This is a genomic window from Geobacillus thermoleovorans, assembly GCF_001610955.1.
Taxonomy (GTDB): Bacteria; Bacillota; Bacilli; order Bacillales; family Anoxybacillaceae; genus Geobacillus; species Geobacillus thermoleovorans.
Window position 1 is genome coordinate 2,808,710 of record NZ_CP014335.1, and the last position, 13,130, is coordinate 2,821,839.

The 13,130-nt window shown below is 51.4% G+C and carries 7 protein-coding genes, 15 tRNA genes and 1 rRNA gene; 1 reads left to right on the top strand and 22 read right to left on the bottom strand.

The genetic code is table 11. The features are described from left to right. Positions 1–49 precede the first annotated feature (49 nt). The 5 genes from GT3570_RS14120 to GT3570_RS14140 all read right to left on the bottom strand — a co-directional run bounded on the left by GT3570_RS14120 (position 50) and on the right by GT3570_RS14140 (position 5,342). Complete coding sequence (locus tag GT3570_RS14120; RefSeq protein WP_011232356.1) at positions 50–604, bottom strand: GNAT family N-acetyltransferase; 555 nt, start codon at positions 602–604, stop codon at positions 50–52. A 239-nt stretch (positions 605–843) separates the two neighbouring features. Continuing rightward, the gene (locus tag GT3570_RS14125; protein WP_011232370.1) at positions 844–2,364 is read right to left on the bottom strand and encodes an Ig-like domain-containing protein; all 1,521 of its coding nucleotides are present in this window, start codon (positions 2,362–2,364) and stop codon (positions 844–846) included. Between the two features lie 34 nt (positions 2,365–2,398). Further along, entirely contained in the window at positions 2,399–3,379 is a 981-nt protein-coding gene (locus tag GT3570_RS14130) for a FecCD family ABC transporter permease (RefSeq protein ID WP_062898898.1), read from the bottom strand. Next, entirely contained in the window at positions 3,372–4,379 is a 1,008-nt protein-coding gene (locus GT3570_RS14135; protein ID WP_021322726.1) for a FecCD family ABC transporter permease, read from the bottom strand. The genes GT3570_RS14130 and GT3570_RS14135 overlap by 8 nt, the downstream gene beginning before the upstream one ends. Before the next feature lie 21 nt (positions 4,380–4,400). Beyond that, positions 4,401–5,342, bottom strand: coding sequence for an ABC transporter substrate-binding protein (locus tag GT3570_RS14140; protein WP_021322727.1), 942 nt, complete (start codon positions 5,340–5,342; stop codon positions 4,401–4,403). 626 nt (positions 5,343–5,968) lie between these two features. Here GT3570_RS14140 and GT3570_RS19190 point away from each other — a divergent pair. Then, positions 5,969–6,745, top strand: a complete 777-nt coding sequence (locus tag GT3570_RS19190) for a hypothetical protein (protein ID WP_062898899.1) — start codon at positions 5,969–5,971, stop codon at positions 6,743–6,745. Here GT3570_RS19190 and GT3570_RS14150 read toward each other — a convergent pair. From GT3570_RS14150 to GT3570_RS14230, 17 genes are all read right to left on the bottom strand, one after another. After that, a complete protein-coding gene (locus tag GT3570_RS14150) occupies positions 6,688–7,149 on the bottom strand; it encodes a YobA family protein (RefSeq protein ID WP_014196625.1) in 462 nt (153 codons plus the stop codon). The two genes, GT3570_RS19190 and GT3570_RS14150, sit on opposite strands and share 58 nt — an antisense overlap. Positions 7,150–7,455: 306 nt before the next feature. Beyond that, positions 7,456–7,540: transfer RNA gene (locus GT3570_RS14155), tRNA-Leu, on the bottom strand. A gap of 62 nt (positions 7,541–7,602) precedes the next feature. Continuing rightward, positions 7,603–7,676 (bottom strand) — tRNA-Cys (locus tag GT3570_RS14160). Positions 7,677–7,685: 9 nt separating this feature from the next. Then, a tRNA-Gly gene (locus GT3570_RS14165) sits at positions 7,686–7,757 on the bottom strand. Positions 7,758–7,762: 5 nt separating this feature from the next. Beyond that, a tRNA-Gln gene (locus GT3570_RS14170) sits at positions 7,763–7,837 on the bottom strand. Between the two features lie 15 nt (positions 7,838–7,852). Next, positions 7,853–7,925 (bottom strand) — tRNA-His (locus tag GT3570_RS14175). Between the two features lie 17 nt (positions 7,926–7,942). Then, positions 7,943–8,016: transfer RNA gene (locus tag GT3570_RS14180), tRNA-Trp, on the bottom strand. 9 nt (positions 8,017–8,025) lie between these two features. Then, a tRNA-Tyr gene (locus tag GT3570_RS14185) sits at positions 8,026–8,110 on the bottom strand. A 6-nt stretch (positions 8,111–8,116) separates the two neighbouring features. After that, a tRNA-Thr gene (locus tag GT3570_RS14190) sits at positions 8,117–8,192 on the bottom strand. A gap of 170 nt (positions 8,193–8,362) precedes the next feature. Then, positions 8,363–8,438, bottom strand: a tRNA-Phe gene (locus GT3570_RS14195). Between the two features lie 172 nt (positions 8,439–8,610). Beyond that, positions 8,611–8,686 (bottom strand) — tRNA-Asp (locus GT3570_RS14200). A gap of 5 nt (positions 8,687–8,691) precedes the next feature. Then, positions 8,692–8,768: transfer RNA gene (locus GT3570_RS14205), tRNA-Met, on the bottom strand. A 142-nt stretch (positions 8,769–8,910) separates the two neighbouring features. Continuing rightward, positions 8,911–8,986, bottom strand: a tRNA-Val gene (locus GT3570_RS14210). A 9-nt stretch (positions 8,987–8,995) separates the two neighbouring features. After that, positions 8,996–9,067 (bottom strand) — tRNA-Glu (locus GT3570_RS14215). Positions 9,068–9,081: 14 nt separating this feature from the next. Continuing rightward, positions 9,082–9,172 (bottom strand) — tRNA-Ser (locus GT3570_RS14220). Between the two features lie 4 nt (positions 9,173–9,176). Beyond that, positions 9,177–9,251 (bottom strand) — tRNA-Asn (locus GT3570_RS14225). A 369-nt stretch (positions 9,252–9,620) separates the two neighbouring features. Next, positions 9,621–12,550 (bottom strand): 23S ribosomal RNA (locus tag GT3570_RS14230). Positions 12,551–13,130: the final 580 nt, after the last annotated feature.

Genomic DNA, 13,130 nt, shown 5'->3' on the forward strand with positions numbered 1-13,130 from the left:
AAGGAAGGAAATGCTCATCGAGCGATCTCCCCGCACTCATCCGCCGAACCTACTTGACAAAGCGGGCCATCAAAATCAAATCCCAATACGTCCCGTCATCGATTTTTGCAGCTTTTTTCTTCACGCCTTCTTCCACAAATCCAAACTTTTGATACAATCGAATCGCGTTCGTGTTGTCAGCGACGACTTCGAGGCAAACTTTTTCAATCAAAGGATTTTCTTTTGCCCAATCAAGGAGCGCTGCAAGCAACGCCGTGCCGATCCCCTGATCTCGAAAGTCTTTTTTCACGCTCATGCCGAAAGACCCTTGGTGCTTCGTCCGCTGCTTATTACCGTTATGAAAATCCAAAAACCCGATGATGTCCCCTTCCTGCTCGGCGACAATCGCCAGCTTTCCGGGATCATCCATGATTTGTTGCAGCCATTGTTTTTGCCGCTCGCTCGTCGTCACCACTTCCGCTTCCGTCGTCAGCAAATACGGCGCTTCCGCCGCCACCGCCTTCACAAACGCAACGACACGCTCGGCATCCTCGGGCCATGCCGTCCGTATAACAATCGGTTGGCCGCTTGCCGTCACCAACCGCCTTGGCTGGATGTTTCCCATAGGAAATCCCCCTTGCTTTCTGTTCCCAGGCCCAAAAGTCGTGTACGGTCCCGAACAATTGCGAACAATTGCATGATCATCGTTAATCAAATCATCGATTCCCATCGATTCCCCAAGGGACCCACATGTTACAACGATTATGCCATATACTTATGAAACATTTCTACTCATAAAAAAATCGGCCGAACCCTCTTTGAAGCATCCCGCTTCAAAGAAAGGCTCGGCCGACAGGTTCCTTCTTATTGCCCTTTCGTCACCGTCGCTGTGGTCGCTTCACTATGGTTTTGCGCTTTGTCTTCTTGTGTCACAATGATCATCAGCTGGCCATTGTTGAATGCAGACAGATCGATCGTCTTCGAAAAATTCCCATTCGAGTCCGCCGACGTCCGTTCAACGAGAGATTTTTGTCCATCCGTAATGATGATTTGCACCGATGCGTTGCTTTCTGCCGTTCCTGCGATCGTATATGCCGCTTGATTTTGATTCGTAACGGCTGGCAGGGCGTTCAATGATGGAGCGGCAACAGCGGTATCCTTCCAAACCGTCGTGGTTGCCTCTGGGCTTACATTGCCCGTTGCACTCGTTTGAACGGCTGTAATGGTAATCAGTCCATCGCTTAACGGGGAAATATCAGCTTCTACACGGTATCTCCCGTTTTCTTCCACCGTACCGACTGTGCTGATTTCATTCGTTCCATCGGACAAAGTGACCTCCACTTCCGCCCCTGGCTCTCCCTTGCCCGTCACCTCATAAGCAGTTGCATCTGCACTGGCGTTCACATATCCTTTATTCTCAATAGACGGCTTGGCAGGAGAGGTCAACGATTTGATGAGGACGACGCTTGCCATCCGGCTTTCATTTCCCGCCTGATCGATCGTTTTCACACGGATCGTGATCTTCCCGTCCTTCAGAGAAGAAGTATTGATCTCTACTTCATAATTCCCATCTTCATCCACAAGTCCGCTCGCTGAGACGGATTTTTTTCCATCAGCAGCCTCCACCACCACTTTCTCTCCAGGCGTGCCTGTCCCCGTGACTGGATACGCTTCATAGTTGAAAGCGTTAATATATCCTTCATTCAACAGTTCAGGGGCCTCTATGCTCACATCTTTCCGAAGCACTTTCTTCGATTGGCCGCTTTGGTTTCCTGCCGAATCCACGCTAACCGCGGAGACCGTAATCTCTCCTTCCGCCAGTTTTCTCGCATCGATCACCGCTCGGAATCTCCCTTTGCCGTCTGCATGCACCGTTTTGGTGATGCGCTGCTTTCCATCGCTCAATGAAACCTTCACAGCGCTATGGGGTTCTGCTGTTCCTTGAACAGCATAAGCGTTCTGCTGCTTGGCATTGATCCATCCTTTATTCGTGATCACCGGAACGGAAGGCGCCTTCGTATCCTTGATAATCTTTTTTTGTACGCGGCTATGCTTCTGTCCCTTGATGATTTGCGTGACAGACACCGTCAATGTCCCATCTCGTAATGTCGATACGTTGACCGGCGCTTCAAACGATCCGCTCTTTTGAACAACAGTGTAATGAGTGACAGATGCTTTTCCATCGGTGATCACAATTTTGATCTTCGCTCCCTTGAGCCCTTTTCCTTTTACGATATACTCTTTCACAGTTGAAGCATTCACCGGCTGTGCACTTTCAATGGCAAGCTTGGCCGGTTTCGCCGCATATGCTTCAGACTCCGCCGCACCCGCTATGACTAAACTGGCTGTTACGAAACTAGAAATCATCCATTTTTTCCAACCCATAACGATCCCCTTTTCATCGATAGATTCGATCATGTTATAATTTTGCTCGTCGAAGCAGAAAGAGAAAATACGGCGCACCGATGAATGCCGTTAAGATGCCGACTGGGATTTCGATTGGCGCCGCGATGGTTCTTCCTGCCGTATCCGCGCTGATCATCAAAATCGCTCCTAATAAGGCGCTGACCGGAATGAGCCGCTGATAATCGGCCCTTGTCAACAAACGGGCAAGATGGGGGATGACCAGTCCCACAAATCCAATCGGACCCGATACAGCTACGGCGCTTCCACACAAGCCGACCGCAATGAGAAAAATCAGGAAACGGGCTGCTTGGACACGCAGTCCCAAACTCGCCGCTATATCATCATGCAGCTGCAAAACATTCATGCGGCGATAACAAAGATAAGCAAATCCGAGTCCGATCACCGACCAGGGAACAATGAGAAAAACATGTTCCCATGTCCGTCCCCATAAACTCCCCGCCAACCAAATGACCGCGGCATCAATCCCTTTGGTCGCAAAAACCAAAATCCCTGTAATGACGGCCTGAAACAAGGCATCAAAAGCAATTCCCGATAGAGCAAACCGGCCCTTATCCATTCCTTTCTTCCAGGCAAACGCATACACGCAAAGGCCGGCGAAGAGAGCCCCGAAAAAGGTGACGAACGGCAGGCCGCTGACAGGAAAATGCGGAATGATCAGCAGCGCCAACACAGCAAACAAGCTGGCGCCAGCCGTCATTCCAATGACATTCGGAGCAGCAAGCGGGTTTTGCGTCACGGCTTGCAACAGCGCTCCGGATACGGCGAGGTTGGCACCGACAAACAGCCCAACCAATATCCTTGGCAAGCGATATTCCCACACGATTTCCCCATTCAGGGAAGACTTTCGGTTGAAAAATGCCTCCCATACTTGCGAAACAGGGATTTTCACATCCCCGAAACAAGCGCTGAGCGGCACGATGATGACAAGAAGCAATGCCAAACCAGCCACAAGTCCCACATCACGCTTACGCATTCCATTCGCCCTGCTTCCTAATCAAATACAAAAAATATGGGCAACCAATGGCGGCGGTAAACACCCCGACAGGAAGTTCAATCGGCTGCGCCACCAAGCGTGCAAGCAAGTCAGCCGTCAAAAGCAACATTCCTCCGCACAAGGCGCTGACTGGAACGATATACGTATAGTTCACCCCGACCATTTTTCGGACGATGTGCGGAATGATCAAGCCGATAAACCCGATGACCCCGGATACGGACACCGCACTTCCAGCCAAAATAATAATAATGACTGCCATCACAGTTTTGAGAATCCCCACATGAACACCAAGCCCTTTGGCTGTATCATCGCCGAGCTCCAACAGATCCATTTTCGAAGCAATCATGATGGAGAGGAGCAAGCCGGCGAGAGACCATGGAGCGATCAGCGAAACATGGCGCCATGTCAAGCCGTTTAACCCACCGGCCAACCAGGCATATACGGCGGCCGCATCCTGGCCAAGCAAGACCAAAATTCCGACGGTGATCGCATGCAAAAATGCGCTGACCGCTACTCCAGCGAGTGTTAAACGGACGGGGGAAAGGGATCCTCTCTTCAGCGACAAACTATATACGGTCGCCCCTCCAACCGCCGCCCCCAAAAAGACAAGGGGAGAAAAGAAAAGAAGGGGAAGGCCGGCGAAAAAATATTCGATTAGAACAACCATCGCAGCAGCGCCGGCCGACACTCCCATGATTTTTGGCTCGGCCATTGGATTTTTCGTTAAACATTGCATCATCGCTCCAGCTACAGCCAAACTCGCCCCAATCAAAACCGCCAAAAGCGCACGGGGAAACCGTAGATTCCAGACAACCGTTCGTGCTTTGGATCCATCGTCATGCAAAAGGACATCCAGCACTTTTGGAATCGGCACAAAAAACGGACCAGAGACTAAAGAAACGATGATCAACAAAATGATGCCCAACACTAACATCGAACTGATCCATATCGCTCTTTTTCCGTATGCCAAAGATGACATCCTCTCGCTAGCCCCATCCCATCACTGATAACGTTTTAAAATGGATGCCGCTTCTTTTACAATCAATTTTGCCGCCAACGGTCCCCGACTGCGAGACCAAAGATCGCGATTGACTTCCACCACCCGCTTTTCTTTCACCGCTTTTAATTGGGACCAAATCGGGTTGGCTTTCACTTTTTTCAGGTCATTCTTCCCAGGATCCGTATAGGCAAACAGCACGTCTGGATCGATTTCTAAAATTCTTTCTAAACTTACTGTTTTAAAGTCGGAGTATTCATCCCCTTTTTCCTTAAATGCATAATCAGCCTTAAGCGCCGTAAAAATCGATCCGGAGAATGAGTTGTCCTGCCATACATTAATGCCATCTTTATTGACGAAAAAGCCCAATACACGAAGATTTTTATCTTTTAATTTTGCCTGCTGCGATTTCAATTCTTTATAAAACTGATTCACAAACGATTTTGCCTTCGCCTTCCGCCCTAAGATGTCTCCCAATACAAGAAGCTGATTCATGGCTTCTTTGTAGCTGTTCGCACGAAATCCCGCTACTGGCGCAATCTTTTTCAGCTGAGGGATAATCGCTTTATGGAACTCAAATTCATGGTCGATAATGATCAAATCCGGTTTGAGCGCTGCGATTCTCTCTAAACTCGGGGCGCTAAGTGCCCCAACGCTTGGCACCCCTTTTAGTTTATTGCGCAAGTATGTAGGCACCGTTCCAGAATTGGAAATCGTATACCCCACTGGCTTTAAGCCTAACGTGACAACCGCATCTGTCCCCGCCATGCTTAACGTGACAATCCGCTTCGGGGTACCTTTGATCACCAGCTTGCCAAGCTCCGTCTTAAACACCCTTGTCTTGGATGCGGCCTCGACAGGCGCAGCCGGTTGAGCCAACGGCACAAGCAGCACGAACAGCGCCATCAGCATGGCAAGAAGAGAGGTCCATTTTTTCTGCAACACGTTACATATTCCCCCTTCAATCTCTATTTAATAATGATAATCCTTATCAATTAAGATGATAATTGATATTGAATATCTTTGTCAATACAATAATAAAAAACATTCATAAGCAAGCGTTGCTCCCTACCCTGGCATGAAAATCGCTGATCAAAGCGGCGCATTTTCGCAGAAAAAGAAAGTCAGTTTTGCAAGGGTTTCTCTAATTGAGAAAGAATGCGAATCGATAGTCTTTTTTACCCAATCACCCACCCTCTAGAAGGATGGTGAAAAACGAGAACGGCCTGCAAATCGATGGCATTTCATCAGAAAAAAAAGCCGATTCAGCCGCGTTTCTCGAATTGAAAGATAGCAGGAATCAGCCATATTTTGCGCTAAATCACCAGCCCTCTAGAACTTGTCGCCCCTGTTCATCATCATTCTTCAAAAAATCCCTTGTCTCCCCCCATACGATTTATGCTAAAATGGAAGCTGGATGTCCCCAAATCTGCTGCACACATGCCCACAGATGATCGACTCCTTTGGCAACCCCTTCACCAACAAGGTCCAGACAGCGTTAGGAAAGCAACAAAAGCCATGAATAGCTGTTTTGAATCACCGTCAATCCACACTTGGAAAGGATGATCCATATGGAAGCATTGCTTAACCAAATTTTGGATCGACTCGATCAACTCCATTCGAGCGTCGGCGTCTTGACATCCGAGGTCAACGAGATGAAAAATCAACTGAACAAGATCGAAGCGAGAGCGGGCAGCATCGAAGAGAGAGTGAACAGCATCGAGGCGAGAGTAGACAGCATCGAATCAAGAGTAAACAACATTGAAACCAACATGGCCACCAAAGACGAACTCGCCGAGCTCCGATCCAAAGTGGACGACATCGAAGCGAAAATGGCCACGAAAGACGAACTCGCTGAACTTCGCTCCACTGTAAACGGACTCCAGTCCAACGTAAACGAAATTCAAGCAAAGATGGCGACCAAAGACGATCTCGTTCCTATTCGACAAGCGGTCATGGAAATCGATCAAATTGTCAAAAGGATCGTCGACAAGGGAACAAATGGACAAGGGGCGAGCTGTGCAGCGCAACATGGAAAAAACATTCCTTCCAGACACGAACCGCGGGGGCTGTCCGAAAGAAATTCCCCCAAAGCGACTGGATCGCGGCCGGCCAAAGCGACAACGCCCAGCTCTACTTGCCGGACCGTCCGCTTGTCTCGGCGTTGTCTTCGTAATAACTTGTTTTCGGAATCCAACGAATTGTTTGGGTGCGTCATCGACAAGCTGTCCCCTCTCCCCCGTGCTGGGAAGAGGGGGACAGCTTTTGCTTCGCATGCGGCAAAACGCTTTTATTCATCTTTGATCCGAACGTCGAATTCCGTTCGTTCATGGGCGTCTTTTATTTGAATCATCCAAGTGTCCGCTTGTTTGTCATAATGAACAGCCCGAATCACAGGAATCATATGCTCGAGCCGACTCTCTTCTTGTTTCAACGCTTGGCGAATCGCCTCCTCCTCCGATAAGCTGGCGCCATCACGCGGAGAGCTTGGCACAACCAATACTTTGCCCGCCTTCCCTTGGCCTGGATACGATTCAGCAATCCCCCCATCTATCCAAACTTGAACTTTTTGACCAATGTTCACTCGCGCTGGTGCACTAGAAACCAAGATGGCATTATAAAACTCTTTAAGCCCGCCTGTGGAACGAAAATCTTGCGGATCAGAACTGACAACCAAAATGCTCCCCCCTTCTTTTCTCACGACATACCCTTCAATGGCATAGCGGTCAGTTTGCCCGCTACAACCTGCCAACCAAACACTCCACACGGCGGCAATGAAAGCAAGCCATCTTTTCAGCCCAATCTCCTCCTCCTTTGTTACATTAGTCGCATTTACGAAAAAATCGTTTCACTCTTTTATGAAAAGCTCCAGTTTGTCAAATCCATCATGGGTACTAAAAAAACATGATGATTGACGAAATCATCGATGATCTAGATGGTAGAAATGCAAAATTCATGCAAAATTTTTTCGGAACTCCCAGAAAATGAAAAACGACCGCAAATGCGGTCGTATCAAGGGTTTCACGATTTTCGATCGTGGGCTATCGAATTCCAAGGATGCCGATGGTGGGAGTCGAACCCACACGGGGGGCTACCCCACACGATTTTGAGTCGTGCGCGTCTGCCAATTCCGCCACATCGGCGCGACAATCAACATTTTACCAAATTATCTTTCAACTGTCAACACTTTTTTATTCATTAGATATGGAGGCGGCACCCGGATTCGAACCGGGGATAAAGGTTTTGCAGACCTCTGCCTTACCACTTGGCTATGCCGCCTTGATCAAGAGCGGAAGACGGGACTCGAACCCGCGACCCCCACCTTGGCAAGGTGGTGTTCTACCGCTGAACTACTTCCGCATCCGTGGCTGGGGTAGCTGGATTCGAACCAACGCATCACGGAGTCAAAGTCCGTTGCCTTACCGCTTGGCTATACCCCAACGTTGTAAGTGAAGGGCGACTAGTGGGAATCGAACCCACGCATGCCAGAGCCACAATCTGGTGCGTTAACCACTTCGCCATAGTCGCCATGATCATGATAGGAATGGCAGGGGCAGTAGGAATCGAACCCACACCGGAGGTTTTGGAGACCTCTGTTCTACCATTAAACTATGCCCCTTTGTTAAAATGGTGGAGGGGGACGGATTCGAACCGCCGAACCCAAAGGGAGCGGATTTACAGTCCGCCGCGTTTAGCCACTTCGCTACCCCTCCAAGGAATGGTGCCGACTGCAGGACTTGAACCCGCAACCTACTGATTACGATTCAGTTGCTCTACCAATTGAGCTAAGTCGGCATAAGATGAATGAAGAAGGTGGCTCATTGTTGAGCTCTGTGCCTCTTCCTCTACCAACTGATTCGAAGAAGCGGAATGCGTCGAGGCAACTCGAAGCGAATTCGATGAAGTAGATGCTCGTCTCTACCAATTCAGCTAAGTCGGCATGCAAACCTATTCTAGTTGTTTCATGGTGGCTCGGGACGGAATCGAACCGCCGACACAAGGATTTTCAGTCCTTTGCTCTACCGACTGAGCTACCGAGCCATATATTATTTTTTAACTCGCTCGTTGAATTGCTCTGTGCCTCTTCCTCTACCAGCTGATTCAAAGACGCTCGATGCGTCGAGGCAACTCGAAGCGAATTCGATGAAGCGGATGCTCGTCTCTACCGAATGAGCTACCGAGCTATACCATATTTTTCGTGATTTTGGAACAATGGCGGTCCCGACGGGACTCGAACCCGCGATCTCCTGCGTGACAGGCAGGCATGTTAACCACTACACTACGGGACCAATTTTGGTTGCGGGGGCAGGATTTGAACCTGCGACCTTCGGGTTATGAGCCCGACGAGCTACCGGACTGCTCCACCCCGCGATGATAAGAAAGTAAGTTGATGTTCACAATGCTTTTGGTGTTGTTGTCCGTTGCCTCTTCCTCTACAAGCTGATTCAAAGATGCTGGATGCGTCGGGACAACTCGCGATGAATGAGAAAGCAAGTCAGCTTTTATATTAAGATGGTGGAGGATGACGGGATCGAACCGCCGACCCCTTGCTTGTAAGGCAAGTGCTCTCCCAGCTGAGCTAATCCTCCACAAAGAAGTGACCCGTACGGGATTCGAACCCGTGTTACCGCCGTGAAAGGGCGGTGTCTTAACCACTTGACCAACGGGCCATGCTGATGGATCATGGCGGAGAGCAAGGGATTCGAACCCTTGAGGCGCTATTCACGCCTACACGATTTCCAATCGTGCTCCTTCGACCACTCGGACAGCTCTCCACGATGGCTCCGCAGGCAGGATTCGAACCTGCGACCAATCGGTTAACAGCCGATTGCTCTACCACTGAGCTACTGCGGAATCATAACGACGGCCAATTCTCCCAACAAGATGTCCTGCCTCTTCCTCTGCCAGCCGATTCAAAGAAGCTGGATGCGTCGAGGCAACTCGCAGTTCATCCGATGATGCAAATGCTCGTCACTGAGCTGCTGCGAAATGACATCTCTTTAGACATTTACTATTATAATGATTCGCGCTGAGCTGTCAAGAGTTTTTTCATTCCTTCAAAACTAGATAACCGTTGGAAGAAGCCGCTCGCCTGCGCTTTTCGCATTGTCCAGCTCCGGCTCGCCGCCGCTCGGGGTCAAATAACCTTCGCCTTCGGGATCGGAAATCCCTGCAGGCGAAGAACATTTGCCCGTCGCGGCGACCCGCTCGCCTGCGCTTTTCTTGGTTAAGCCCTCGATCGATTAGTATCCGTCAGCTCCACGTGTCGCCACGCTTCCACCTCGGACCTATCGACCTCGTCATCTTCGAGGGATCTTACCCGCTTTGCGCGGTGGGAAATCTCATCTTGAGGGGGGCTTCACGCTTAGATGCTTTCAGCGCTTATCCCGTCCGCACATAGCTACCCAGCGGTGCCCCTGGCGGGACAACTGGTACACCAGCGGTGCGTCCATCCCGGTCCTCTCGTACTAAGGACAGCTCCTCTCAAATTTCCTCCGCCCGCGACGGATAGGGACCGAACTGTCTCACGACGTTCTGAACCCAGCTCGCGTACCGCTTTAATGGGCGAACAGCCCAACCCTTGGGACCGACTACAGCCCCAGGATGCGATGAGCCGACATCGAGGTGCCAAACCTCCCCGTCGATGTGGACTCTTGGGGGAGATCAGCCTGTTATCCCCGGGGTAGCTTTTATCCGTTGAGCGATGGCCCTTCCATGCGGAACCACCGGATCACTAAGCCCGACTTTCGTCCCTGCTCGACCTGTCCGTCTCGCAGTCAAGCTCCCTTGTGCCTTTGCACTCTCCGAATGATTTCCAACCATTCTGAGGGAACCTTTGGGCGCCTCCGTTACCTTTTGGGAGGCGACCGCCCCAGTCAAACTGCCCACCTGACACTGTCTCCCACCCCGCTAAGGGGTGCGGGTTAGAATTTCAATACCGCCAGGGTGGTATCCCACCGTCGCCTCCACCGAAGCTGGCGCTCCGGCTTCCCAGGCTCCCACCTATCCTGTACAAGCGATACCAAAATTCCATATCAGGCTGCAGTAAAGCTCCACGGGGTCTTTCCGTCCTGTCGCGGGTAACCTGCATCTTCACAGGTAGTATAATTTCACCGGGTCTCTCGTTGAGACAGCGCCCAAGTCGTTACACCTTTCGTGCGGGTCGGAACTTACCCGACAAGGAATTTCGCTACCTTAGGACCGTTATAGTTACGGCCGCCGTTTACTGGGGCTTCGGTTCGCACCTTCGCTTCCGCTAAGCGCTCCCCTTAACCTTCCAGCACCGGGCAGGTGTCAGCCCCTATACGTCGCCTTTCGGCTTCGCAGAGACCTGTGTTTTTGATAAACAGTCGCTTGGGCCTTTTCACTGCGGCTCTTCAGGGCTCTTCACCCCAAAGAGCACCCCTTCTCCCGAAGTTACGGGGTCATTTTGCCGAGTTCCTTAACGAGAGTTCTCCCGCGCGCCTTAGGATTCTCTCCTCGCCTACCTGTGTCGGTTTGCGGTACGGGCACCTCTTCCCTCGCTAGAGGCTTTTCTTGGCAGTGTGAAATCGGGGACTTCCGGATCAATCCGTCGCCGTCACCGCTTGGCCTTATGATCCGCGGATTTGCCTGCGGATCAGCCTCACGGCTTGGACAGGCTCTTCCAGCCGCCTGCTCGCCCTATCCTCCTGCGTCCCCCCATCGCTCAAACGGGAAGAAGGTGGTACAGGAATCTCAACCTGTTGTCCATCACCTACGCCTTTCGGCCTCGGCTTAGGTCCCGACTAACCCTGAGCGGACGAACCTTCCTCAGGAACCCTTAGGCTTTCGGCGCAGAGGATTCTCACCTCTGTTTTCGCTACTCATACCGGCATTCTCACTTCTAAGCGCTCCACCAGTCCTTCCGGTCTGGCTTCTCTGCCCTTAGAACGCTCCCCTACCGATGACCAACGGTCATCCCGCAGCTTCGGCGGCACGTTTAGCCCCGGTACATTTTCGGCGCAGAGTCACTCGACCAGTGAGCTATTACGCACTCTTTAAATGGTGGCTGCTTCTAAGCCAACATCCTGGTTGTCTCGGCAACTCCACATCCTTTTCCACTGAACGTGCACTTCGGGGCCTTAGCTGGCGGTCTGGGCTGTTCCCCTCTCGACCACGGATCTTATCACTCGCGGTCTGACTCCCGGGCATAAGTCATTGGCATTCGGAGTTTGACTGGGTTCGGTAACCCGTTTTGGGCCCCTAGCCCAATCAGTGCTCTACCTCCAACACTCTCAAACCCGAGGCTAGCCCTAAAGCTATTTCGGGGAGAACCAGCTATCTCCAAGTTCGATTGGCATTTCACCCCTACCCACACCTCATCCCCGCACTTTTCAACGTGCGTGGGTTCGGGCCTCCAGCCGGTGTTACCCGGCCTTCACCCTGGACATGGGTAGATCACCTGGTTTCGGGTCGACGACGACGTACTCACACGCCCTGTTCAGACTCGCTTTCGCTGCGGCTCCGCCTCTTCGGCTTAACCTCGCACGCCATCGTCACTCGCCGGTTCATTCTACAAAAGGCACGCCATCACCCATCAACGGGCTCTGACTACTTGTAGGCACACGGTTTCAGGTTCTCTTTCACTCCCCTCCCGGGGTGCTTTTCACCTTTCCCTCACGGTACTGGTGCACTATCGGTCACTAGGGAGTATTTAGCCTTGGGAGATGGTCCTCCCTGCTTCCGACGGGATTCCTCGTGTCCCGCCGTACTCAGGATCCGCTCGGGAGGGAACGAAGTTTCGACTACAGGGCTCTCACCTTCTCTGGCCGGCCGTTCCAGACCGGTTCGTCTACCCCGTCCCTTTCTCACTCCCATCGTGAGCGGTCCTACAACCCCAAGAGGACATGCCTCTTGGTTTGGGCTGTTCCCGTTTCGCTCGCCGCTACTCAGGGAATCGCGGTTGCTTTCTTCTCCTCCGGGTACTAAGATGTTTCAGTTCCCCGGGTGTGCCCTCCATGCCCTATGGATTCAGGCATGGATACTGCCCCATTACGGACAGTGGGTTCCCCCATTCGGACATCTCCGGATCAACGCTTGCTTACAGCTCCCCGAAGCGTTTCGGCGTTTGCCCCGTCCTTCATCGGCTCCTAGTGCCAAGGCATCCACCGTGCGCCCTTTCCAGCTTAACCTATTGCGCTCTCGGCTTCTTCCTTTGCTTTATCGGTTATCTAGTTTTCAAGGAACGAAGCTGCTGCCTTGAGTCTGCTTCTTTGCAGCTTTGCGCCGAGGAATCCATCTTCCTTGAACCTGCTGGAAGACGAAGGCGCAAAGTAGCTCCTTTGAATTCGCTTCTTCGCTGGTTTGCGTCGAGGAATTCGGCTTCTCCGAATCCGCTTGTAGACGCAGACGCAAACGAGACTGCTTCTTGAATTTGCTTCTCTGCAGTCTTGTGCCGAGGAATCTTGCTTCCCTGAACCTGCTAGCAGACGCAGGCACAGATGCAAAGCAACTACGTTGAAACAGCTTCCTTGCAGCTTTGCGTCGAGGAATCCAGCTTCTCTGAATTCACTTGTAGACGCAGACGCAAAGCAACTGAAGGAATTTTTCATTCCTTCAAAACTGAACGAAACAGAAGCGCGTCGGTGTATTGAATAACGACCAATATCTAGCTCCGGCTCGCCGCCGCTCGGGGTCAAATAACCTTCACCTTCGGGATTGTAAATCCCTCCAGGCGAAGAACATTTGCCCATCGCGGCGAAACGCTCGCCT

Coding starts and splice junctions, on each gene's coding strand:
- GT3570_RS14135 (WP_021322726.1), bottom strand. CDS start 4,379: ATGTCATCTTTGGCATACGGAAAAAGAGCGATATGGATCAGTTCGATG.
- GT3570_RS14130 (WP_062898898.1), bottom strand. CDS start 3,379: ATGCGTAAGCGTGATGTGGGACTTGTGGCTGGTTTGGCATTGCTTCTT.
- GT3570_RS14125 (WP_011232370.1), bottom strand. CDS start 2,364: ATGGGTTGGAAAAAATGGATGATTTCTAGTTTCGTAACAGCCAGTTTA.
- GT3570_RS14120 (WP_011232356.1), bottom strand. CDS start 604: ATGGGAAACATCCAGCCAAGGCGGTTGGTGACGGCAAGCGGCCAACCG.
- GT3570_RS19190 (WP_062898899.1), top strand. CDS start 5,969: ATGGAAGCATTGCTTAACCAAATTTTGGATCGACTCGATCAACTCCAT.